Origin of the sequence: Streptomyces sp. BF23-19 (genome assembly GCF_041106355.1) — a bacterium.
In the GTDB taxonomy this organism is placed as follows: Bacteria; Actinomycetota; Actinomycetes; order Streptomycetales; family Streptomycetaceae; genus Streptomyces; species Streptomyces virginiae_A.
This window is the reverse complement of sequence record NZ_JBGBPT010000004.1, coordinates 42,601-63,923: the sequence shown is the minus strand read 5'-3', so window position 1 is coordinate 63,923 and position 21,323 is coordinate 42,601. Positions and strand designations below refer to the sequence as shown.

The 21,323-nt window shown below is 71.7% G+C and carries 20 protein-coding genes; 11 read left to right on the top strand and 9 right to left on the bottom strand.

The window, feature by feature from the left end:
* Nucleotides 1–1,554 (top strand): AMP-binding protein, encoded by a 1,554-nt coding sequence (locus AB8A24_RS03630; protein WP_369474659.1) that lies wholly within the window; start codon nucleotides 1–3, stop codon nucleotides 1,552–1,554.
* A gap of 93 nt (nucleotides 1,555–1,647) precedes the next feature.
* Here the strand turns inward: AB8A24_RS03630 and AB8A24_RS03625 are convergent, their stop codons facing one another.
* On the bottom strand, nucleotides 1,648–1,863 hold the full coding sequence (locus AB8A24_RS03625) for a hypothetical protein (protein WP_328962835.1): 216 nt from the start codon (nucleotides 1,861–1,863) through the stop codon (nucleotides 1,648–1,650).
* 99 nt (nucleotides 1,864–1,962) lie between these two features.
* Nucleotides 1,963–2,328, bottom strand: a complete 366-nt coding sequence (locus AB8A24_RS03620) for a hypothetical protein (RefSeq protein WP_328962834.1) — start codon at nucleotides 2,326–2,328, stop codon at nucleotides 1,963–1,965.
* A 146-nt stretch (nucleotides 2,329–2,474) separates the two neighbouring features.
* Here AB8A24_RS03620 and AB8A24_RS03615 point away from each other — a divergent pair, with 146 nt between their 5' ends.
* The 5 genes from AB8A24_RS03615 to AB8A24_RS03595 all read left to right on the top strand — a co-directional run bounded on the left by AB8A24_RS03615 (nucleotide 2,475) and on the right by AB8A24_RS03595 (nucleotide 7,827).
* A complete protein-coding gene (locus AB8A24_RS03615; protein WP_328962833.1) occupies nucleotides 2,475–3,473 on the top strand; it encodes a LuxR C-terminal-related transcriptional regulator in 999 nt (332 codons plus the stop codon).
* A 578-nt stretch (nucleotides 3,474–4,051) separates the two neighbouring features.
* The gene (locus AB8A24_RS03610) at nucleotides 4,052–5,206 is read left to right on the top strand and encodes a DUF692 family multinuclear iron-containing protein (protein ID WP_328962832.1); all 1,155 of its coding nucleotides are present in this window, start codon (nucleotides 4,052–4,054) and stop codon (nucleotides 5,204–5,206) included.
* Nucleotides 5,206–6,024, top strand: a complete 819-nt coding sequence (locus tag AB8A24_RS03605; protein WP_328962831.1) for a DUF692 family multinuclear iron-containing protein — start codon at nucleotides 5,206–5,208, stop codon at nucleotides 6,022–6,024. The genes AB8A24_RS03610 and AB8A24_RS03605 overlap by 1 nt, the downstream gene beginning before the upstream one ends.
* Complete coding sequence (locus AB8A24_RS03600; RefSeq protein ID WP_328962830.1) at nucleotides 5,963–6,505, top strand: hypothetical protein; 543 nt, start codon at nucleotides 5,963–5,965, stop codon at nucleotides 6,503–6,505. Before AB8A24_RS03605 ends, AB8A24_RS03600 begins: the two co-directional genes overlap by 62 nt.
* Nucleotides 6,502–7,827, top strand: coding sequence for an MATE family efflux transporter (locus AB8A24_RS03595; RefSeq protein WP_328962829.1), 1,326 nt, complete (start codon nucleotides 6,502–6,504; stop codon nucleotides 7,825–7,827). The genes AB8A24_RS03600 and AB8A24_RS03595 overlap by 4 nt, the downstream gene beginning before the upstream one ends.
* Before the next feature lie 58 nt (nucleotides 7,828–7,885).
* Here AB8A24_RS03595 and AB8A24_RS03590 read toward each other — a convergent pair whose 3' ends face one another.
* Both AB8A24_RS03590 and AB8A24_RS03585 read right to left on the bottom strand, forming a co-directional pair.
* Nucleotides 7,886–9,184, bottom strand: coding sequence for a zf-HC2 domain-containing protein (locus AB8A24_RS03590; protein ID WP_369474654.1), 1,299 nt, complete (start codon nucleotides 9,182–9,184; stop codon nucleotides 7,886–7,888).
* Nucleotides 9,181–9,744 (bottom strand): sigma-70 family RNA polymerase sigma factor, encoded by a 564-nt coding sequence (locus AB8A24_RS03585; protein WP_030732432.1) that lies wholly within the window; start codon nucleotides 9,742–9,744, stop codon nucleotides 9,181–9,183. The genes AB8A24_RS03590 and AB8A24_RS03585 overlap by 4 nt, the downstream gene beginning before the upstream one ends.
* A 302-nt stretch (nucleotides 9,745–10,046) precedes the next feature.
* Between AB8A24_RS03585 and AB8A24_RS03580 the strand changes: the two genes are divergently transcribed.
* The gene (locus AB8A24_RS03580) at nucleotides 10,047–10,565 is read left to right on the top strand and encodes an EF-hand domain-containing protein (protein WP_266384111.1); all 519 of its coding nucleotides are present in this window, start codon (nucleotides 10,047–10,049) and stop codon (nucleotides 10,563–10,565) included.
* 197 nt (nucleotides 10,566–10,762) lie between these two features.
* On the opposite strand, the gene purU is transcribed toward AB8A24_RS03580, so the two are convergent.
* The gene (gene purU, locus AB8A24_RS03575; protein ID WP_328962827.1) at nucleotides 10,763–11,641 is read right to left on the bottom strand and encodes a formyltetrahydrofolate deformylase; all 879 of its coding nucleotides are present in this window, start codon (nucleotides 11,639–11,641) and stop codon (nucleotides 10,763–10,765) included.
* A gap of 14 nt (nucleotides 11,642–11,655) precedes the next feature.
* A complete protein-coding gene (locus AB8A24_RS03570; RefSeq protein WP_030774087.1) occupies nucleotides 11,656–12,102 on the bottom strand; it encodes a hypothetical protein in 447 nt (148 codons plus the stop codon).
* 195 nt (nucleotides 12,103–12,297) lie between these two features.
* Here AB8A24_RS03570 and AB8A24_RS03565 point away from each other — a divergent pair, with 195 nt between their 5' ends.
* Nucleotides 12,298–13,587, top strand: a complete 1,290-nt coding sequence (locus tag AB8A24_RS03565) for an ABC transporter substrate-binding protein (RefSeq protein WP_328962826.1) — start codon at nucleotides 12,298–12,300, stop codon at nucleotides 13,585–13,587.
* Between the two features lie 48 nt (nucleotides 13,588–13,635).
* Here the strand turns inward: AB8A24_RS03565 and AB8A24_RS03560 are convergent, their stop codons facing one another.
* Both AB8A24_RS03560 and AB8A24_RS03555 read right to left on the bottom strand, forming a co-directional pair.
* Nucleotides 13,636–14,946, bottom strand: a complete 1,311-nt coding sequence (locus tag AB8A24_RS03560) for a hypothetical protein (protein WP_369474650.1) — start codon at nucleotides 14,944–14,946, stop codon at nucleotides 13,636–13,638.
* A 155-nt stretch (nucleotides 14,947–15,101) separates the two neighbouring features.
* Nucleotides 15,102–16,481 (bottom strand): transcriptional regulator, encoded by a 1,380-nt coding sequence (locus AB8A24_RS03555; protein ID WP_369474649.1) that lies wholly within the window; start codon nucleotides 16,479–16,481, stop codon nucleotides 15,102–15,104.
* A 222-nt stretch (nucleotides 16,482–16,703) separates the two neighbouring features.
* Between AB8A24_RS03555 and AB8A24_RS03550 the strand changes: the two genes are divergently transcribed.
* The 3 genes from AB8A24_RS03550 to AB8A24_RS03540 all read left to right on the top strand — a co-directional run bounded on the left by AB8A24_RS03550 (nucleotide 16,704) and on the right by AB8A24_RS03540 (nucleotide 20,055).
* A complete protein-coding gene (locus tag AB8A24_RS03550; RefSeq protein WP_328965936.1) occupies nucleotides 16,704–17,384 on the top strand; it encodes a bifunctional DNA primase/polymerase in 681 nt (226 codons plus the stop codon).
* Between the two features lie 149 nt (nucleotides 17,385–17,533).
* Nucleotides 17,534–18,376, top strand: a complete 843-nt coding sequence (locus tag AB8A24_RS03545) for an ABC transporter ATP-binding protein (RefSeq protein ID WP_030732403.1) — start codon at nucleotides 17,534–17,536, stop codon at nucleotides 18,374–18,376.
* The gene (locus AB8A24_RS03540) at nucleotides 18,373–20,055 is read left to right on the top strand and encodes a transporter (RefSeq protein ID WP_369474647.1); all 1,683 of its coding nucleotides are present in this window, start codon (nucleotides 18,373–18,375) and stop codon (nucleotides 20,053–20,055) included. Before AB8A24_RS03545 ends, AB8A24_RS03540 begins: the two co-directional genes overlap by 4 nt.
* 156 nt (nucleotides 20,056–20,211) lie before the next feature.
* Here AB8A24_RS03540 and AB8A24_RS03535 read toward each other — a convergent pair whose 3' ends face one another.
* Nucleotides 20,212–21,090 (bottom strand): alpha/beta fold hydrolase, encoded by an 879-nt coding sequence (locus AB8A24_RS03535; protein WP_266384092.1) that lies wholly within the window; start codon nucleotides 21,088–21,090, stop codon nucleotides 20,212–20,214.
* Between the last annotated feature and the right edge of the window lie 233 nt (nucleotides 21,091–21,323).

Sequence of the window (21,323 nt, the reverse complement as noted above, 5' to 3'; positions counted from 1 at the left end):
ATGACGGACACCGCGACCGCGACAGAATTGAGCCGGTCCCGAACCCTGTGGGAGCTGATCTCCCGCCGGGCCGCACTGACCCCGGACACCACCGCCCTCGTCGAAGCCGCCGAGAACCCCGCACACGACCGCCGGCTCACCTTCGGCGAACTGCGCGACCGCTCCGAACGCGTCGCCGCCGGCCTCCACGCCATGGGCGTGCGCCCCGGCACCGTCGTCGCCTGGCAGCTCCCCACCCGCATCGAGACCGTGCTGCTCTCCGCCGCCCTCGCCCGCATCGGCGCCGTCCAGACCCCCGTCATCCCCTTCTACCGGGACCGCGAGGTCGGCTTCGCCCTCCGCGAATCCAAGGCCGAACTCTTCGCCGTCCCCGGCACCTGGCGCGGCTTCGACCACACCGCCATGGCCGCCCGCCTCGGCGCGCGCGGCACCTTCGAGGCCTACGCGACCCTCCCCGACGGCGACCCCGCGGTCCTGCCCCCGCCCCCCGCGGACGGCACCTCCGTCCGCTGGATCTACTGGACCTCCGGCACCACCTCGGACCCCAAGGGCGTCCTGCACACCGACCGCTCCCTGATCGCGGGCGGCTCCTGCCTCGCCCACGCCCTGCGCCTACACCCGTCCGACGTCGGCTCCATGGCCTTCCCGTACGCGCACATAGGCGGCCCGGACTACCTGGTGATGCTGCTGCTCTACGGCTTCCCCGCCGTCCTCTTCGAGAAGTTCGCCATGCCGGACGCCCTCGACGGGTACCGCCGCCACGGGGTCACCGTGGCCGGCGGATCGACGGCCTTCTACTCCATGTTCCTCACCGAGCAACGCAAGGCCCCGGACATCCCACTGATCCCCACCCTGCGCCTCCTGGCGGGCGGCGGCGCCCCCAAGCCGCCCGAGATCTACCACGCGGTCGTACGGGAGCTGCGCTGCCAGCTGACCCACGGCTACGGCATGACCGAGGTCCCGATGATCACCATGGGCGCCCCGGACGACACCGCCGAGAACCTCGCCACCACCGAGGGCCGGCCCCCGGCGGGCATGTCCATCCGCATCACCGCCCCGGACGGCACCGAACTGCCCCCGAACACCGACGGCGAGGTCCGACTCCGGGGCGAGGCCGTCTGCCAGGGCTATCTCAACGGCGACGAGTCGACGGAGGTCTTCGACCCCGACGGCTACCTGGTCACGGGCGACCTCGGCCACCTGACACAGGACGGCCACCTGGTCCTCACCGGCCGCAGCAAGGACGTCATCATCCGCAAGGGCGAGAACATCTCGGCGAAGGAGATCGAGGACCTCCTCCACCAACTCCCGGGCATCACGGACGTGGCGGTCATCGGCCTCCCCGATCCGAGCCGCGGCGAACGCGTCTGCGCGGTGGTGGAACAACCCCCGACAGCCGCCCCCCTGACCCTCCCCCAACTGACGGCCTACCTCCGCACCCAAGGCCTGGCCACCCACAAGCTCCCGGAACAACTGGAACTCCTGGAAGCCCTCCCCCGCAACGAGGCCCTGCGCAAGGTCCTGAAGTACAAACTGCGGGAGCGTTACGCGTGACACTGCGGGGCGGTGCGGGGTTCCGGCGGGGCGGGAGGCTTCGGGGCGCGATCCGCGCACGCGTTGGTCGGTGACGCGTGCCGGAGCTTCCCCTCAGTGACCCCAGGTGACATCGGTGATGTCCGACTTGTCCCGCGGGTCGGACGGGTCCAGCGAAATGGTCACCGAACCGAAGTCGAAGGCGGAGACGGAGGAACGGCGCGATTCCACCGGCTCCCCCGCGGTGAACGAATGCGCCACACCCAGAGCACCGACGGCGATGACGGCCGCGGCCGCGGTCTTGGCGATTCGAGTGGCGAGCGTGGACATCGGTTCCCCCTGAGAGCGCAATCACTTCTGTCACGTCCCCGGGCACCTGCCCGGTTCCCGGCCGGTTCCCCCTGCCGATGGTCCTACTCTGCTGGGCCGTCAGAACGGGTGGAAGAGGTTCGTGGTGGACGGATCCTGCAGCTGCATATCCCGTCCATCGGAGTGCAGGAGCGCGTTCCAGTACTGCGGGACCAGGGCCGCGTCGAACGACCCCACGTCCAACCCGGCGAGCGAGGGGTGCGCGAGGAGCGCGCGGCGGCAGACGGCCGACGCGGCCCGCTCCGCGAGGGCGAGTGAGGGCGCCGTCAGGTAGAAGCCCACGACCGGACCGCCCTCCGCATCACCGTGTGCACTGACGTGCTCCAGTCCTTCCCCGTCGAGGGCACACCCCAGGAACAGCTGTGCCGCGTCCGGGGGAAGGGAGGTGTGATCCGGGGCTCGAAGTCGGACATGCACGAGATACATACGGCCATCCTGGGCAGCGCCCGCCCCCGCAGTACAGGCCGACACAGGGGACTGTTTATGCCAAAACAGAAACCGACCAGGAGGTACTTCGTGCCTTCATATGGTTCCCTACAGGCGCACGTGTACTAATATCCGGGGGTATCGCCATGCTGGAACTGCTCGGGCTCGACGCCGAGGCCGAACGCGTCTACCGGGCACTGCTCGCCCACCCCAAGGACGGGGTGACCGCACTCGCCCAGCGGCTCGCGCTTCCCGAGAGCGACCTGCGCGCCTGCCTCGACCGGCTCAGCGGCCTCGCACTGGTCCAGCCCTCGGCCCAGGAAGGCATCGGGTTCCGTGCACTGAACCCCGAAGACGCCATGGAACTGCTGCTGGCCCGCCAGCAGGCCGAACTGGCCACCCACCAGCAGAAGGTGGAAGCCTCCCGGGCCGCCGCCGCGCAGCTCATCGCCGAATGCTCGGCGATGCGTCCGCGGGGCGCCACCGCCGGCGCCGAGAGCCTGCAAGGGCCGGAGGAGATACGCGACCGGCTGGCCCGGCTGGCCGCCAACACCCGCCACGAGATCATGACGTTCGCGCCCGGCGGGGCCCACAGCGCCGCCGACCTCGAGGCCAGCCGCGGCCCCAACGCCGCGCTCCTGGACCGGGGCATCACCATGCGCACCGTCTACCTCGACAGCGTCCGCAACCACCAGCCCACCCTCGACCACGTGGACTGGCTGCACCGCCACGGCGGACAGGTCCGCACCGCTCCCACCCTGCCGGTGCGGATGATCATCTCGGACCGCCGGGAGGTCGTCCTCCCGCTCGACACCAACGACGCCCAGACCGGCGCGGTCGTCCTCACCTACGAGGGGACCATCGCCGCACTGTGCGCCCTGTTCGAGAGCGTCTGGCAGAGCGCCGACCCGCTGGGCACCGCCGTCGAACGCAACATGGACGGACTGACCCGCCAGCACCGGGAGTCCCTCCACCTGCTCCTCCAGGGCCTCACCGACGAGGCCATCGCCAAACGCCTCGGCGTCTCCCCGCGCACCGCCCGCCGCATCGCCGCCGAACTCATGGAGGCCCTGGAGGCCCGCAGCCGCTTCCAGGCCGGCGCGCACGCCGTCCAGAACGGCTGGCTCCCCGCCACCCGCGTCTGAGCCCGCTCCACCCCCGCCTCCCGGCCCCCTACGAAAAGCCGCGTCCCGTCGGACGCGGCTTTTCGTCGTTCGGTGACCCCTTTTTCCTTCCGCGCCGCAGGTGGAGGTGGACGGGATATGCCAGTGCAGAATCCGTCCACCGGAAAGCCCTTCCAGTGATCCTTGGGGACCGGCACAGTAGAGACATCGGCAGGGAGAACCGGCCGACACCGGCGAATCCGGGGGGACCGAAAAGGGAATCCCGAAAAGCCTTCGCTCCACACCTACGCCACATCCGGACAAGGAGGTGAAAGAAATGATCGACATCCAGGACATCGAGGTCATGGCCGAGGCCCTGACCTGCGGCAGCTACAACAAGGGCTGAGCCTGCGCAGGGTGATACCTGCCCGACGCTTGCGTGGCCAGTGCATCGCACACAGGTGAGGGGGTGAACGAAATGATCGACATCCAGGACATCGAGGTCATGGCCGAGGCCCTGACCTGCGGCAGCTACAACAAGGGCTGAGTAATTGTGCGGGCGCGCTCCGAATTCGGAGCGCGCCCGCGCCGTACGCGGAAACAGGGGGGAGAGGAAAGAAATGCAGGCGACAGTTCAGCCGGTCCACGACGACTTCCTGCGAGTGGGTGGAGCATTCACTCCGGGGTTTCTCGACCCCGACCCGGCCAGGAGGCTCGCCCTCGTCGGTGAAAGTCCCTTCCTGGAGTTCGGGTTCAACGAGTGGCGGAAATGGGAGAGCCTCGACGAGGTGCCGGCCGTCCCGGAATTCTCCCTCCACCTGGGGCGTACGGCGATCTGCGAAGGCCCGCGTGAACAGGCCCGCTACATCGACTACGTGATGGAGCAGTCGGCCACCCGCCGCAACAAGCCGACGTCCATCGGGGTGCACGTCACCGGCGACCGGGCCCTGGGCGGCGGATCCTTCGGACTCCACTCGTACTTCACCGGCACGAAGGAGGAAGAGGAACGCGCCGTCCGCTTCCTCACCGACCTCCACCGGACCTCGGGCCTGCCCGTCTGGGTGGAGAACGCCAACTGCTACTCCGCCTCCGCCCGGGGCATCCTGGACGCCTGGCAGGCGGTGACCCGCATCTGCGAGAACACCGGGTCCGGCCTCATCGTCGACCTGGCCCACCTCTACATCGACGCCGTCAACTGCGGTGTCCCCGTGGAGGTGCTGCTCGGCGCGGTCCCCTGGTCCCAGGTGGTCGAACTGCACCTGTCGGGCGTCCGCACGGGACGGGACGGCACCCTCCACGACGGCCACTCCGAGGCCGTCCACGAAGGCGTGTGGTCGCTGCTGGACACCGTGGTGAGCCAGCGGCTGATCACGGAGACCGAGCCCGTCACCGTCATCGTCGAACACGCGGACATCACCTGGACGGACCGTCCGGACCAGTACTACGCCGACTTCGCCCGGGCCGCGTCGTTCCTGGAACGGCACCGGCAGGCAGGCGTCGCGGGAGCCGCGGACACGGAGCCGCACGACTACGGCGTCCCCTACTGCCGCGCCTACCTCCGCCAGCTGTGCAAGGGCTGGATCCCGGGCCTCGCGGAGGCCTCCGAACAACGCGGCCTGTCCTACGTCGACCTGTTCGACCAGTGGGTGGACGACGTCCGCGCCCGCGGCAAGCGCATCGTCCTCAACCTCGACGAAATACCCCCGGCCGAACGCCCGTCGGCGGTCAGCGCCCCCCAGGACCTGCTGGCCTACGCCAAGGAGAAGCTGCGCTGATGCTGATCGGTGTCAATGTGACCTCGCCGGACACCCTCGAGATGGCATGCCGGCTGCGCGACTCGGGCCACATCGACTTCGTCGAGGTCCTGATCGACGGCTTCGCCCACCTGGACCCGAAGGAGTTCCGCCGCACGGTCGGTGACCTCCCGGTCGGCTGCCACATCATGCTCTCCCGGTTCCTGGACCCGGACCGGGCACGCCTCGACCACTACCTGAACCTGGTGAACCAGTGGCAGGAGGACTGCGGCCTGCTCTACGTCAGCGACCACATCGCCCACTTCTCCCACAACGGCCAGCCGCTGCCCGTCGCCCTGGAGGTGGACTACGCCGCCTGGCAGCCGGTGATCGACTCCGTGCGCGCGTGGCAGGACCGGCTCGGCACCACCCTCGCCGTGGAGAACTTCCCCTCGCAGGCGCCCTCCGGCATCCCGCAGGCCCGCGCCTACGCCGAGCTCACCGAAGCGACCGGATGCGAGGTCCTCATGGACCTGTCCAACGCCATGGTCGCCCAGCTCAACACCGGGCAGCCCGCCGCCGCGTGGGCCGACGTCCCGGGCGTGGGCCGCAGGTTCCACCTGGCCGGCTACAGCCCCTCCCCGGCGGCCCCCTCGCTCGTCGTCGACAGCCACGACGTCCCCGTCAGCGACGACACCCTCGACCTGGTGACCTTGTTCGCCGGCCGCGCCGCACCCGACGCCACGCTCGTCGTCGAACGCGACGCCAACCACGACCTGGACGAATGGAGAACGGACCTTGACCGCACGCGCGCCGCAGTCGTCGCGGCTCAACGCCTGCATCAGCCCCACCGCACGTGACTCCCTCACCCCGGGTTCCCGTGACCGGCTGATCGCCCAGGAAGCGCTCCGCATCCGCTGGCACCAGCTCTTCGACCGCATCCCACAACTGGCCGAACGCCTGCCGGACACCACCGACCTCTACGAGGCCTTCCTGGAATGGGCGGTGGCCGCGGGCAGGCGGCTGGACTGGCGCATGCACCTGCACTTCCTCGAATTCCTGAACGCCGAAGGCATCGCCCTCCAGCCGCAGGACCACATCGAACTGCTCGCCGCCTCGGCCGCCCGCTGGTTCGCCTCACCGGAGCACCGGCAACGGGGCCTGGCCCTCACCACCGGGACCACCACCCCCAAGGTCGTCGTGGCACTGAAGGGACACTCACCCCTGGAACGCGGCCGCGTGAAACTCGCCGCGGTGCCGGGGCTGGAGCCGACACCGGGCATCCGGTGGTCGCTCTCCCGTTCCGGCGACTTCGCCACCCTCACCTGGAGCCCGCTGTGACCGGCGCGACCGCCACCACCCCGTCGCTGGGCCGACGCGTCCTCGCCCTGATGGGCCCCATGGTGGTGGCGTCCGTCATGGGCCAGGCCATCGCCCAGACCGATCTGTGGGTGATCAGCACCCTGGGCGAACAGGCCGTGGCCGCCGCGGCCGTACCGCAGCGCCTGCTCCTCCTCGACTCGATCACCGCCATGGCCATGGGCCCCGTCGTCGGGCTGTCCGTGGCCGGGGCCGTATCCGCCCACGCCCGCCGGCGCGCGGTGCAGGGCGGGCTGGTCGGCGCCACGGCCGCCGGGCTGCTCATCGCGGCAGTGGGCCTGGCCGTGCTGCCGTTCCTCGTGGACACCCTGGTCGCCGCACCGGCCGTCCGCGACCACACCCGGTCAGCCCTCTGGTGGCTGCTGATCGCCACCCCGGTACGCCTCGCGCAGTTCGTCGGCGCCATGGCGCTCTTCGCACTCCGGCGCTCCCGCCCCCTCCTCACCCTGTACGCCGTCGCCGTCGTCGCCAACGCCGCGCTCGACCTGTTCTTCGTCCACGGACTCGGACTCGGCTTCGCCGGCGCCTACGCCGCTACCTCCGTCATCGCCGCCCTCGAATGCGCCGTCACCGTATGGCTGCTGCGTGATCACCTCTCCGTCCCCCTCCGGCTCCGCGACAGCGCACGCTGGCTGCGCCAGGTGGCGCGCAGCATGCTCACCGAGTGGGGACACATGCTCTCGGTGATCGGCTTCGAACTGCTCCTGGTCCTCACCCTGACCCTCCATGCCTCGTGGGCGGACCGGCTCGCCGCGTTCTCCGCCGGCGCCGTGCTCACGGCGACGCTGCTCATCCCGATCACGGCGCTGGTCAACGCGACCGGCATGGTCTGCAAGGACGCGGTCCCCTCCCACCAGGAATGGCGGCACCTACGTCGATGCGTCCTGGCCGCATCCGCAGGCGTCTGCGTACTCGTCGCGAGCACCGCCTGGACGGTACTGCCCGGGCTCTACGGCCTGCACGGTCCGGCCGCGACGTGGTTCACCTGGCTGATGGTCGGACAGGCCGTCGCCTTCCCCTTCCGTCTCCTGGCCGCCACCGCCGAAGGCCGGCACAAGGCCGCCGACCGCTTCGGCGTGGTGCTGCGCCTGCGTCTGCTCCAGGAGTTCGGCATCGCCCTGCCCGTCTTCCTCGCGGGCCTGCTGACGGACAACGCGGTCCTCGCCTGGTCGGGCATCGCGCTGGGCTGCGCGGTCAACCACTGGCTGCTGCAGGCCGCCGCCACCGCACCACGACGTCCGCCGGCCCGGTCCTTCGGAGTCCGTCACGCCGATCACCGGTGACCGGAGCGCCGTCGGCGCCGGCGGGTACGACGAGCCCCCGTACCCCCGGCCCCACCTCCTACAGCCTGCTCAGCGACGCCGCCGCGAACAGCACGTCCCGGATCGCCTCGCGGTCGCCGTGCTGGCCCACCGCCGCCTCCTCCGGGGAGATGTGCCCGGCGGCCAGCTGGCAGAACTCGATGCCGTCCAGGGCGATCTCCGCCACCGTGCGTTCCGGCGACGGTTTCGCTCCCGGCGAGTCCAGCGCGATGTCCCAGCCTCCGCCGCCCGAGCCCTCGATCTCCAGGTGCAGGGTCCGTCCGGGCGCGCCCGCCGCGACCAGGCCCCGCGCCGGAGCGGCCAGACCCGCGCGCCTGCGCTGCGCCAATGCGCCCGGCAGGAGCCGCGCCGCCAGGTCGATCATCCCGTGCAGGTGCGGCCCGGCCGGCGGCTCGTACGGGTAGTCCACCGCCTCCGCGATGTCCCACGCGTGCACCCAGCACTCGAAGGCGCGCTCCAGGAACGCGTCGCCGAGCGGCAGTGCGAAGCCGCCGTAGTCCACGGCCAGCTCGGCGACTCCGCGGCCGGCGAAGGAGACCGTACGGACCAGGGTGTGGCCCTGCTCCCGCCACGGGTCGCGGACCTGCCGCGTGATCGGGTTCACCGACGCGCCCCAGAAGTGCTCCGTCCGCACGGTCGGACCGCCCTTCGGCGCGTCCGGCCCCAGCGGGTCGTCGAGCCCGAGCGCCGAGGCGATCAGCCCGTCGACCGTCAGCAGATGGCCGATCACCCCCGCCACCGTGGTCCGTTGCGACCGGCGCCGTTCCTCCTCGAACCACTTCAGCCGTACCGGGGTGTGCCATTCCGAGTCCCCGAAGTCCTGCAGCAGCGCGTCGAGCCGCGCGGTCTCGGTGTCGTACGGACTCGCCCACACCGGCACCGGAATGCGGGCCGGCCGCTTGCCCAGGCAGTCCTCCAGGACGCGTGAACGCAGCAGCGGTTTCAGGTCGAGGTTCTCCTCCGGGTGCAGCAGCCCCACCGCGTCGCGCAGGCGCAGGGCCTCCTCCGCGCAGGGCGCGCACTCGGTGAGGTGGTCCTCCACCGCCTGGGTCTCCTCGGCCGAGCAGGCCGCCAGTGCCCACGCCCCGAGCAGGGACTTCAGCACGGCGTGGGAGGGCGGGGGCGGGGCGACCGGCGGCAGCTCGGCCGGCGTCCGCGGCATCGGAGCGGGCGGCACGGGAGCGGGCGGCATCGGCGGCAACGACCGCGGCGCGTGCGCCGGGTCGAGGTCGTCGCCGGCCCCGCGCGGACCGGGTATCCGCGCCTGCCCGCCGAGACGCTCGTATCCGTCATCGGGCGACTGGGGAGGGCCGTTCATCGAGGCGTTCCATATCCGGACCGGGCGGTTTCCTCCTGCGGGAGGGCGTTGGCGGTCGACAACAGCTGCAGTCCGAGGCGCAGCCTGCGCCGCGCCTCGTCCTCACTGATCTGCAGGTCGGCGGCGGCCTGCCGGTAGTCGCGCCGCTTGAAGTACGCGAGTTCCAGCGCGGCCCGCAGGGGTGCGGGCATCGAGGTGACGATGTAGTCGGCGCGGGCGGCCGCGTTGGCGCTGCGCACCTTCTGCTCCAGCTCCTCGCGGGAGCCCCGGCCCAGTTCGGCCTGGCGCAGCCGGGCCACCGCCTGGCCCTGGGTGATCCGGGCGACCCAGGAGCGCATGGAGCCCTGTTTGGGGTCGTAGGCGTCCGGGTTCTCCCAGATGTATCCGAAGACCTCTCGGGTGATCCGGTCCGCCGCCTTCTCGTCGCCCAGCACCCGGTGCGCCAGGCTGTGCACGAGCGAGGCGAAGCGGTCGTACAGCTCCCCGAGCGCGGCGGCCTCGCCACGGGCGAGTCGCTGCTGCATGCGGCGGTCCCAGCGCGGTGGTGCGTCCTTCGGCATGAATGCCCCCAGCCGTGTGTCGACGCATCGAATGTAGTGGGCACATGGCGTATCGCGCCTGTTTTGGAAGAACCTCACCCTGGAAGTGCGCCCTGCGTGATAGGTGCGTGGCAGGGCGTGAACGGTGGTACGGGTGACGGCACATGGGGACAGGTGTACGCGCCCCACCGCGCTCCCCGTGCGCGGGTTCGATGCGGCCGCCTCCTTGACCACTTCGCTTAACGCACAGGCCACGTAGGCCTTACGCTCCTGCCTTGTCTTGATCTGAACCCCACTGCACACGTGAAGGCGGAACGCCGAATATGGACAGCGCAGAATACGAGCGCAAGATCGCCGCCCGATTCGCCACCTTCGACCAGGACGGGTCCGGCTATATCGACCGGGAGGACTTCAGCGCTGCCGCGAAGGCCGTCCTGGCCGAATTCGGTACCACCGCCCGGTCGGACAAGGGCCAGGCCGTCTTCGCGGGCGCCGAGGCCTTCTGGCAGGGCATGGCCGGTATCGCGGACGTCGACGGGGACCAGCGGGTGTCCCGCGAGGAGTTCATCACCGGGGCCGCGAAGCGGCTGCGCGACAACCCGCAGCGGTTCGCGGAGATCGCACGGCCGTTCCTGCGGGCCGTGATCGCGGTGGCGGACGAGGACGGCGGCGGCGCGACCCCGCCGAACGCGGCCCGGGTGCTGCGCGTCCTGGGCACCGCCCCGGAGCTGGCCACCCAGGTGGCGGCCGCCCTGGACGCGGACAGCGACGGCCGCATCTCGGAGGACGAGATCCTGGCGGCCTTCGCGGGCTACTGCGGCGTGGAGGCCCCCGACGCGTAACGCCTGCGGCGCGCTCGGCGGTACATCCCACAACCCGGCCTCGCCGGCGATCGAGGCGCGGGGTCCGGGGCGGCGCCCCAGGAAGCCGAGCCGCAGGGGCCGGACACCGGTGTGAGGCGCGGCGGGCCCGTGCGGGCCGGCTGCTGAGGGCGCCGCCCCAGACCCCCGCGCCTCGAACGCCTGCGAGGCTGTATTCGCTACGCGAAGACGACCGTGCGGGCGCCGTTCAGCAGCACACGGTGCTCGCTGTGCCACTTCACCGCGCGCGCGAGCGCCTGGCACTCCACGTCCCGGCCGACCGCCACCAGCTGGTCCGGCGTCACCTCGTGGCCCACCCGCTCGACCTCCTGCTCGATGATCGGCCCCTCGTCGAGGTTCGCCGTCACGTAGTGCGCGGTCGCGCCGATCAGCTTCACACCTCGCGCGTGCGCCTGGTGGTACGGCTTCGCGCCCTTGAAGCTCGGCAGGAACGAGTGGTGGATGTTGATGATCCGCCCGCTCAGTTCGGTGCACAGCTTGTCGGAAAGCACCTGCATGTAGCGCGCCAGGACGACCAGGTCGACGTTCTCGGCGCGCACCAGCTCCAGCAGCTGCGCCTCCGCCTCCGGCTTGGTGTCCTTGGTGACGGGGATGTGCACGAACGGGATGTCGTAGGAGCCGACCAGTTCGGCGAAATCGGTGTGGTTGGAGACCACGGCCGCGATCTCGACCGGCAGGGCGCCGATGCTCGAACGGAACAGCAGGTCGTTCAGGCAGTGCCCGAACCTGGACACCATGAGGATGATCCGCATGCGCTCCTCGGAGCGGTGGATCTGCCAGTCCATCTTGAAGGAGTCGCCGATCGCGGCGAAGCTGGCGCGCAGCTTCTCGACCGTCACCGGGGGCTCGGCCTCGAAGTGCACCCGCATGAAGAAGAGTCCGGTCTCCCGGTCTCCGAACTGCTGGCTGTCCACGATGTTGCATCCGGTCATGAAGAGGTAACTCGACACGGCATGCACGATGCCCTGCTTGTCGGGGCAGGACACGGTCAGGACGTACTGGGGCTGGGCCGGGGCCTCGGTGTGCGGGTCGCTCATGACCGCACAGCCTTTCACACCGCGCGGGTGAGGATCTTCAACGCATCGAGCGACGTCGGTCGCACGTCGGGGTCGTCCCCGTCGGCTTCCGCCAGCCGTACGTGGGCCTCGCGCGCGGCACGTACCGCCTCGGGCCACGCGTGGTGCTCCAGGTAGGCGGAGACCGGGGCGTCGGGCCCGACCTGGTGGAGGATGCGGAGCACCCGCAGCACGGCGAGGTCGACGACGGCCGCCTCCTGCGAGTCGCGGAAGATCGTGCCGACGTACTTCTCGGCGGACCAGCTGTCGAGCCAGGTGTCCTCGACGAGCCGGTACACGGCGTCGGTGATGTCGCCGTACGCCTCGTCGCCGGTCAGCCAGGTGTCCTCGTGGAAGACCGGATCGGAAAGCATGTGCAGCGCCGAGCGCACGTTGCTGCGCCAGCGCCACCACGGCATGTCGTTGAGGGGCATGCCGCCCATGGTGGAGGAGCGGCCACCGCGTCGGGAAGGGTTCTTCGAACCTTGGGCGAATGTCACGCTTTCGATCGTACGTTCCTGGTCAGCGCGATCTTGAGGCGCCCAGGGGGACCGTGCCCCCGCAATTCACCTGGACGTCACCCGATGTTGTGTCCATCTCACTCGACAGTTACCGGTGGGGCGGAATGGTGCATGGACATGACCAACTCGCGACGCGTCGTGTCCCTCTCCCGCACCTTCGTGGCCACGGCGCTGGGTACGTGTCTCATCGCCGGATGCGGGACGATCCCCGGGGGCTCGGGGGGCTCCGGGGACACCGTCACCGTCCTGACCTTCGCACCGGAAAACACCAAAGCGACCAACATGCCCGGAATGACCGGCATGGCCAAGGCGTACGAGCGCTGGGTGAACTCCAAGGGCGGGATCAACGGCCGCAAACTTCGCGTACTGACCTGCAACGAGAAGAACACGGCCTCCGGCGCCGCCGACTGCGCCCGCAAGGCCGTCGCCGAGAAGGCCATCGCCGTCGTCGGCTCCTACAGTCAGCACGGCCGCGCCTTCATGGCACCGCTGGAGGCGGAGGGCATCCCCTTCATCGGCGGCTACGGAGTCTCCTCCGAGGAGTTCCAGTCCCCCCTGTCCTACCCGGTCAACGGCGGCCAGCCCGTCCTGATCGCCGGCGCCGGCCACCAGCTGGGCCGCGCCTGCAACCAGGTCGCCCTGGTCCGCCCCGACACCCTCGCGGGCGACACCCTCCCGGTCCTGCTCAACGCCGGGCTGCGGGCCAACAAGATGGCGGACGCCTCCGACATCCGGGCCGCCGAGGACTCCGCCGACTTCGGACCGGAGGCCCGCGAGGCCCTCGCGCACACCAGCGGCACCGGCAAGGAGAAGGAAAAGGACAAGGGCTGCGTGACCGCCGTCCTCGGCGAGCGCACCGAGACCTTCTTCGACGCCTTCCGCCGGACCGACGCCCAGCGCAAGAAGCCGCAGATCTCCTCCGTCCTGGGCAGCGTCAGCCAGTCCCTGGTGGACCGCACGGGCGGCAAGGAGAGCCCCTTCGAGGGCGCGTACCTGACCAGCTGGTACCCGGTGGCCGCCGATCCGCTCTGGGAGCCCATGCGCAAGGTGGTCGCCGAGTTCGCCTTCGGCGACGACACCGTCGACCCCGACGACAGCGGGGCGCAGACCACCTGGATCGCGTACACCGTGCTCGGCGAGATCCTCGAGCGGTTCAAGGAGGGCGAGCAGATCACCGGCCGCAAGGTCAAGCGCGCCCTGAACGAGTCGCAGCCGGTCGACACCGGCGGTCTCACCCCGAAGCTGAGCTGGCGCTACCAGGACATGCGCGCCGTCGCCGGCTTCCCCCGCATCGTCAACGGACAGGTCACCTTCCAGATCGTGCAGGCCGGGCGGCTCGTGGCGCAGCCCGGCGAGCGGTCCCTGGACATGACCCCGACCCTGGTGACGGCCCCGCCCATGGCCTGACACGGACCCCGAGGCCCCGGGCCCGCAGACCCCGGGCCCGGACCCGGCTCAGAGCTGGGACTTGTCCCGCTTGGTGAGGCCGTACTTGCCCGCGATCGCGTTCCACATGGTCGCGGCGGACTCCTTGGCCTTCGTCGCCTCGCCGCTCGACCGGTTGCCGTCGGAGGCGTTCTTGGTGGACTTGGCCTTGCCGTCCTTGCACTTGTCGTCGTCGACGTCGTCCGCCCAGGCCGCGTAGCTGTCGTCGGCGTCCGCCGAGGACTGCCAGGCCTTGGTCAGGGACGCGGACAGCTTCGCGTGGTCCGGGAGCTGGTCCAGCTTCAGCTCCTGGAGGCGGGTGACGAGCTCCTCGCGCTGGCGGGCCGCGTCGCGCAGGTCGGCGGCCGCCTGGTCGAGGTTGCTGCAGCCCTTGATGTCCTCCACGGCCTTGATCACCGCGGCCCGGCTGTCGTTGCTGTCCGCGAGGAGTTTGTCCAGCTGGACGGCCTGCGGGCGGGCCGGGTCGACCGGGGCCTCGCCGCCGGGGGCCGCGGAACCGCCGCTCGCGGTCGGGGCGGCGGCGACCGCGCCCGGGTCGTTGTTCTGCGGCTTGTCGTCGGCGAGCAGCGAACCGACCCCGAGCCCGACGACGGCCAGCCCGATCACCACCGCGGCGATGATCGCCGGCGAGACCTTGCGCCCGGTCTCCGGGGGCGGGGCGTACTGCTGCTGCGGGTGCGGCTGCTGGTACTGCGGGTGCTGGGGGTGCGGCTGCTGGTACTGGGGCTGCTGCGGGCGCTGCGACCGGGGGCGCGGCGGCTGGGGGCGCAGCACGGGCTCCTGCACGGGCGGCAGGTGCTGGGTGTGCCCGGCGGAGTCGTCGCCCCGGAAGAGCCCGTCGAACCCGTCCACGGCGCGGTCGGCGGGGACCGGCGGGATGTACTGGGTCGCCGCCTCCTCGTGCGCGGGCGCGGCCGGAACCGGCGGAATGTACTGCGTCGCCGCCTCGTCGTGGCCGGGCGCCGCCGGGACGGGCGGGATGTACTGGGTCGCCGCCTCCTCGTGGCCGGGCGCGGCCGGGACCGGCGCAATGTACTGCGTCGCGGCCTCGGGCAGCGGCGGATAGCCGTAGCCGTGCGGATCCCCCGGCCCCTCGTAGCCGGGCCCCACCACATGACCGGGCGCGGCCTGCGGGCCGGGATAGGCCTGCGGATATCCGTACGCGGCCCCGGGCTGCGACTGATGCAGCTGCTGCTGCTCCGGCTGCTGCTGCGCCTGCTGGGGCGCCTGCTGCTCGGGGTACGCCGGGTACCCGGACGCCGGGTCCGGACCCCACGGGCCACCCGGCTGGGGGGCGCCCCCTTGTCCGCTCTGCGTCACCGGGACTCCTTCTCCGACTCGCCCGACCCTACGGAACCGTCGGGCCACGCTACCCCGTCACGCACCGCCACCGTGAGAGCACCCCGAACCCCGTCCGGCCTCGCTCTACGGGTGTCCTGCCGATCAGGCCGGGCTCGACCGACAGGACACCCCGCCTACGCCGTCACCTCCAGCCGCGCCGCGAACTCCCGTACCGCCGCCTCCTCCCGGTACGGCTCCAGCCGCGCCCGGAAGTCGTCCAGGTACTCCACTCCCCGGTTCGAGCGGAGCCCCTCCAGCAGTTCCGCCGCCTGCGTCGCCGTCAGACAGGCCTGTTCCACCTCCCGCTGCTGCACCTGCGCCGCCGCCAGCAGCAGCAGCCCGATGGCCCGGCGGCGCGCCTTGCCCGCCGGGAGGCCCCGCAGGGCCTCCTCCGCCCGCCTGGCCGCCGCGTCCGCCTGGCCCAGGTCGCGGTGGCAGTGCGCCAGCTCGTCCGCCAGGTACGCCGTGTCGAAATGGCGGATCCACACCGGGTCGTCGCCCGACTCCGGCTCCGCCCGCTCCAGCGCGCTCACCGCCCGCCCCGACAGCACCGCCGTCGCCCGGGTGTCCCCGAGCAGGGCGTGCCCGCGCGCCTCGGCCGCGTAGAACATGGCCTCGACCCGCGGGGTGACCTGCCCGCGCGTCCCCTCCTGGGCGGCCCGGGCCAGCTGCGCGATCTCCCGCGGGTTGCCCAGTTCGGCGGCGAGGTGGCTCATGGACGCCGCGAGCACGTAGCCCCCGTACGCCCTGTCCCCCGCCGCCTGGGCGAGGCGTAGCGCCTGGATGTAGTAGCGCTGGGCCAGGCCCGGCTGGCCCGTGTCCACCGCCATGTAGCCGGCCAGCTCGGTCAGCCGGGCCACGGCCGCGAACAGGGCCCGCCCGACGGGCTCCCGGTACGAACCGCCGATCAGCCCCGACACCACCGAGTTGAGGTAGTGCACGACCACCGGCCGGACGTGCCCGCTGCCGAAGCGGTGGTCGAGGTCCTTGAGGGCCTCGGTGGTCGCGCGGACCGCCTCCACGTCCGGCATGCCGACCCGCGAGCCGCCGCTGCGGGCGACCTGGGTGTCCGCCCCGGTGATCAGCCAGTCGCGGCTCGGCTCCACGAGTGCGGAGGCGGCCACGCTGGAGCCGGCGAGGAAGTCGCGGCGGCCGACGTCGCTGCGCCACAGCTCGCAGACCTGCTCGATGGCGCCGATGACGGTCGGGGAGAACTGCAGGCCGACGCCGGAGGCGAGGTTCTTCCCGTTGGCCATGCCGATCTCGTCGATGGTGACGGTCCGGCCCAGTTTGCGCCCGAGCGCCTCGGCGATGATTCCGGGAGCCCGGCCGCGCGGCTGCTGGCCGCGCAGCCACCGGGCCACGGAGGTCTTGTCGTAGCGGAGATCGAGGCCGTGCTCGGCCCCGCACATGTTCACGCGCCGGGCGAGCCCGGCGTTGGAGCACCCGGCTTCCTGGATGAGCGCCTGCAGCCGTTCGTTCGGCTGGCGGGCGACGAGAGGCCTGGCTGCCATGAAAACCCCCTGCTGACCGCGGGTGATCCGTTGGAATGATCACTTCCCGCCTGATGTGCGGAGAATCTTCCGCTCTGCGTCGTGTCGCTACCCAACTCCGGCGCCCCGGCCTCCTACGCGCCCCCACGCGTGCACCAGTGCGCCCCGTATGCAGGATCGATGCTCCGCCCGCCCCTTGGTTTACGCCCGTAACCCCGGGTGACCCGAGGAGTTGTGATGGGCGTGGAAGAGACCATCACAGTCACGGAGACCGCACCCATCCCCAAGCAGCGCGGCGAGCAGCTGTTGGACCATGCCGTGCGGTACGCGGAAGAACGGCACTGGGATGTCTTCGCCGGCACCTGGTTGGAGCCCGCGGACGGCCGCGAGCTGTGCTCCTGCGCGGCCGCGGACTGCCCGACGCCCGGCGCCCACCCGGCGGTGAAGGACTGGGCGGCGCAGGCCACCGGCAGCGCCGTGCAGGTCCGACGGATCTGGGCGAAGCACCCGCTGGCCTCGATCCTGCTGCCCACGGGCCGGACGTTCGACGCGCTGGACGTGCCCGAGTCGGCCGGATTCCTCGCGCTGGCCCGGCTGGAGCGGATGGAGCGCACCCTCGGGCCGGTCACCCTCACCCCCGACCACCGGATGCTGTTCTTCGTCCTGCCGGGTGCCGGCGTCAAGGTGCCCGACCTGGTGCGCAAGCTGGGCTGGCCGGCCGCCACCATCGACCTGGTGGCGCGGGGCGAGGGCGAGTACGTGGCGGCACCTCCCACCCGCTTCGGCGGCCGGGGCTCGGTCCAGTGGGCGCGGCGGCCCACGCCGGCGAACCGGTGGCTGCCGGACACGGAGGAGCTGATCGACGCGCTGGCGTACGCGTGCGGCAGCGAGGCCGCGGCGGAACGCAAGCGCCGCCAGGGCTGACCGACCCGCGGCACGCGCCCGCCGGAACCGCCCGCCGGACATGCGAAATCAGGGCGAAAACTGATGACATAAGTAACTGCTCAAGCCTCTCCCCCTCCTCCTATGGTGAAGAAGGAACGACCAACGGGGACGTAATGAGAGGCAGGCGCATGCCGGACCAGGGCGATGCGACGGGTGGGACGTACGGAACGGGTGGCGCGCGATCCGCGCCGCCCGCCGTGCGGGTGGAAGGTCTGTGGAAGCGGTTCGGCGAGCAGGTGGCCGTCGCCGGGATCGACCTGGAACTGCCCGCGGGGCAGTTCATCGGACTGGTGGGCCCGAACGGGGCGGGCAAGACGACCACGCTGTCGATGGTGACCGGCCTGCTGCGCCCCGACATGGGGCGGGTCCACGTCGCCGGGCACGACGTGTGGGCCGACCCGACCGAGGTGAAGGCGCGGATCGGCGTACTGCCCGAGGGGCTGCGGCTCTTCGAGCGGCTGTCGGGCCGCGAACTGCTCGGCTACATGGGCCGGCTGCGGGGGCTGCCGGGCGAGGAGACCGACAAGCGGGCGACGCAGCTGCTGGACGTCCTGGACCTCGCGGGCTCGCAGCACAAGCTGGTCGTGGACTACTCGACCGGTATGCGCAAGAAGATCGGCCTGGCGGCCGCCCTGCTTCACAACCCCGAAGTGCTCTTCCTGGACGAGCCGTTCGAGGGCGTCGACCCGGTGTCGGCGCAGACCATCCGCGGGGTGCTGGAGCGCTACACGGCCTCCGGTGCCACCGTCATCTTCTCCTCCCACGTGATGGAGCTCGTCGAGTCGCTGTGCGACTGGGTGGCCGTGATGGCCGCCGGCCGGATCCGCGCCGCGGGCCCGCTGGCCGACGTACGGGGCTCCGCGCCCTCGCTGCAGGCCGCCTTCCTCGAACTGGTCGGCGCCCACGGGCGCGACGCGGCCGGGGACTCGCTGGAGTGGCTCGGCGGCGGCTCCGGGGCGGGATCGCGATGACCTCGCCCGCCGCCGGCCCGGCCGGCACGGTGATCACCTCCGTCACCGGACCCGCCGGGTCCGCCGGAACCGCCGGGGCCTCGTCCGTCGCGTCGATCCCGCTGACCTCGGTCTTCGTCCGCCTCAAGCTGTCGCTGCTGCGCAACGGCCTGAAGGGTTCCTCGAAGCGCAAGGCCGCCTACTTCTCGACGCTCGCTTTCGCCCTGATCGTCGGCTTCTTCGTGACGCTCGGCCTGGCCCTGCTCCACGGGAACGCCCACGCGGGCACCGTCGTCGTCCTGCTCGCCGCCGTCCTGGCCCTCGGCTGGGCCTTCATGCCGCTGTTCTTCCCCGCCGGGGACGAGACCCTCGACCCGAGCCGGCTGGTGATGCTGCCGCTGCGCCCGCGTCCGCTCGTACGGGCCCTCCTCGCCTCCTCGCTGGTCGGCATCGGGCCGCTCTTCACGCTGTGCCTGGCCGTCGGCTCCGTACTGGCCGTCGCGCGCGGCGCCGCCGGCGCGGTGGCGGCCGTGGTGGCCGCGCCCCTGCTGGTGCTCGGCTGCGTGACCCTCGCGCGGGCCATGGCCACGGCCAACGTGCGGCTGCTGACCAGCCGCAAGGGGCGCGACCTGGCCGTGCTCAGCGGTCTGCTGATCGCCGTGGGCGGGCAGCTGGCCAACTTCGCCAGCCAGAGCCTGTTCCAGGCGGGCGGTCTGGCCTCCCTGGAGCCCGTCGAGGCCGTGGTGCGCTGGCTGCCGCCGGCGACCGCCGTCGGCATGGTGGACTCGGCGAGCGAGGGCGCGTACGGGGTGGCGGCCGCCCAACTGGCGCTGACCCTGGCCGCCGTGGCCGGACTCCTGTGGTTCTGGGAGCGGAGCCTGACCAAGCTGATGGTCACCCCGGACGGCTCGACCATCACCGCGGCCCGGCCGATGAAGGACCGTGGGGCGGGCGGGCTGTGGTCCCTGCTGCCCGGCGGCCGGACGGGCGCGACCATGCAGCGCACGCTGCGCTACGCCGTCCGCGACCCGAAGACCAAGGCGGCCTGGGTGACCGCGCTCGCGATCGGCCTGATCATCCCGGTCTTCAACGCCCTCCAGGGCACGGGATCCGTCTACCTCGGCTGCTTCGGCGCGGGCATGCTCGGCATGCAGATGTACAACCAGTTCGGCCAGGACACCTCCGCCTTCTGGATGGTCGCGCAGACCATCTCGTCCACGCACGACGCGTACGTGGAACTGCGGGCGCGGGCCGCCGCTCTGGCCCTGGTCACCGTCCCGTACACGGTCCTGGTCACCGTGATCACGGCCGCCGTGATCGGTGACTGGTCGGCCCTCCCGGCGGCCACCGGCCTGGCCCTGGCCCTGCTGGGCTCGATGCTCTGCACGGGGGCACTGGCCTCGGCCCGCTTCCCGTACTCGATCCCGTCGGACGGCGCCTTCAAGAACGTCGCCCCCGGGCAGGGCGGGCTCGCCTGGGCGGGCATCTTCGCCGGGCTGCTGGTCTCGGCGGTGATCTCCGCCCCGGTGATCGCCCTGACGATCTGGCTCCAGGTGGGTGACCACCAGGGCATCTCCTGGATCGTGCTCCCGCTGGGTGTGGTGTGGGGTCTGCTGGCCGCGTGGGCGGGCCTGCGGCTCGCGGCCCCGAAGGTGGCGCGGCAGCTTCCGGAGATCCTTTGGGCGGTCAGCAAGGGCTGACCCCCGACCGCCGACCACCGACCGTCGACCACGCCGGAACGGGCCGGGCATCGTTCGACCCCTACGAGGAGGGGGTCGACCGGGAGTCGAGACGTGCGGATCCCACTGGACCGTTGTGCCCCTCCCGGGGTGGGAGGGGCACACGCGTCGGCGTGGTCAGGGGGCTTCGGCCTTGATGCCGTCGAGGAAGGGTTCCAGGACTTCGCGCCAGGCCGTCGGCTGGTCGTAGTGGAGGTAGTGGCCCGCGTCGGGGATTTCCGCGTACTGGCCGGCCGGGAGGACGCGGACCATCTCCTGGGCCTCGGCCCGGCCCAGTTCGCCGTCCAGGCCGCGGACCACCAGGGTCGGGCAGCGGACCTGGGCGAGCTCCTCCCAGTGCGCGTCGTGCACCCAGGTCTCGCGGGCCGTCAGCATCTGGCGGCGGGAGAAGACCGGGCGCCAGCCGTCCGCGGCCTCGTGCATGACCTCGGCGAAGAAGGCGCCGCGGCCGGGATCGGGGCGTTCCACCCGGGGGTCGTCCTCGCCGAACCAACGGCGGGCCGCGTCCTGGGTGGGGAAGGGCAGGGGCCAGTGGTGGAACCAGTCCTCCCATTCCTGCTGGGAGGCCGCGCCCAGGGCGGAGGCGCGCATGTCGCAGATGACCACGGCCTCGACCAGCTCCGGGCGGCGGGCCGCGAGCTGCCAGGCGGTGAGGGCGCCCATGGAGTGGCCGATCAGCGTCACGGGGGCGAGGCCGAGCTGCTCGACGACCGCTTCGGCGTCGGCCACGAAGGCCTCGCGGCCCAGGGCGGTGGGGGTGCCGTCGGGGGCGGCGGGCGGGCGGCCGCTCTGGCCGTGTCCGCGCTGGTCCAGGGCCACGACGCGGCGGCGCTCGCGGAGCCAGCGGGCGGTGCCGGCCCAGTGGAAGGCGCGGCCCATCAGGCCGTGCAGTAACAGCACCCCGGGGCGGGTGTCGGGCTCGGCCTCTGCTTCGCGGAACTCCCAGGCGGCCAGGCGCACACCGTCGGCCCCTGTCACATCGACGCGTTGTACCACCGCAGATGCACCCCCTTCGCTCCCCGCCAGACTATCGAACCCGTATTCGAAAACGGGTTTCTCGCCCACAACACCGCTCTTTCGAGTGACCTTGCTCAAGGATTGGCCGCCGCTGCCGATGGAGATCCTTTCAACAGGGAGGCGGGCCGCTCGGGGAAGACGGTCCGAGGGGACGACCTTGAGAGCTCGGGGCTCCAGGTCACCAGGGGAGGATCGGTCCCGGCGCCTTTCGG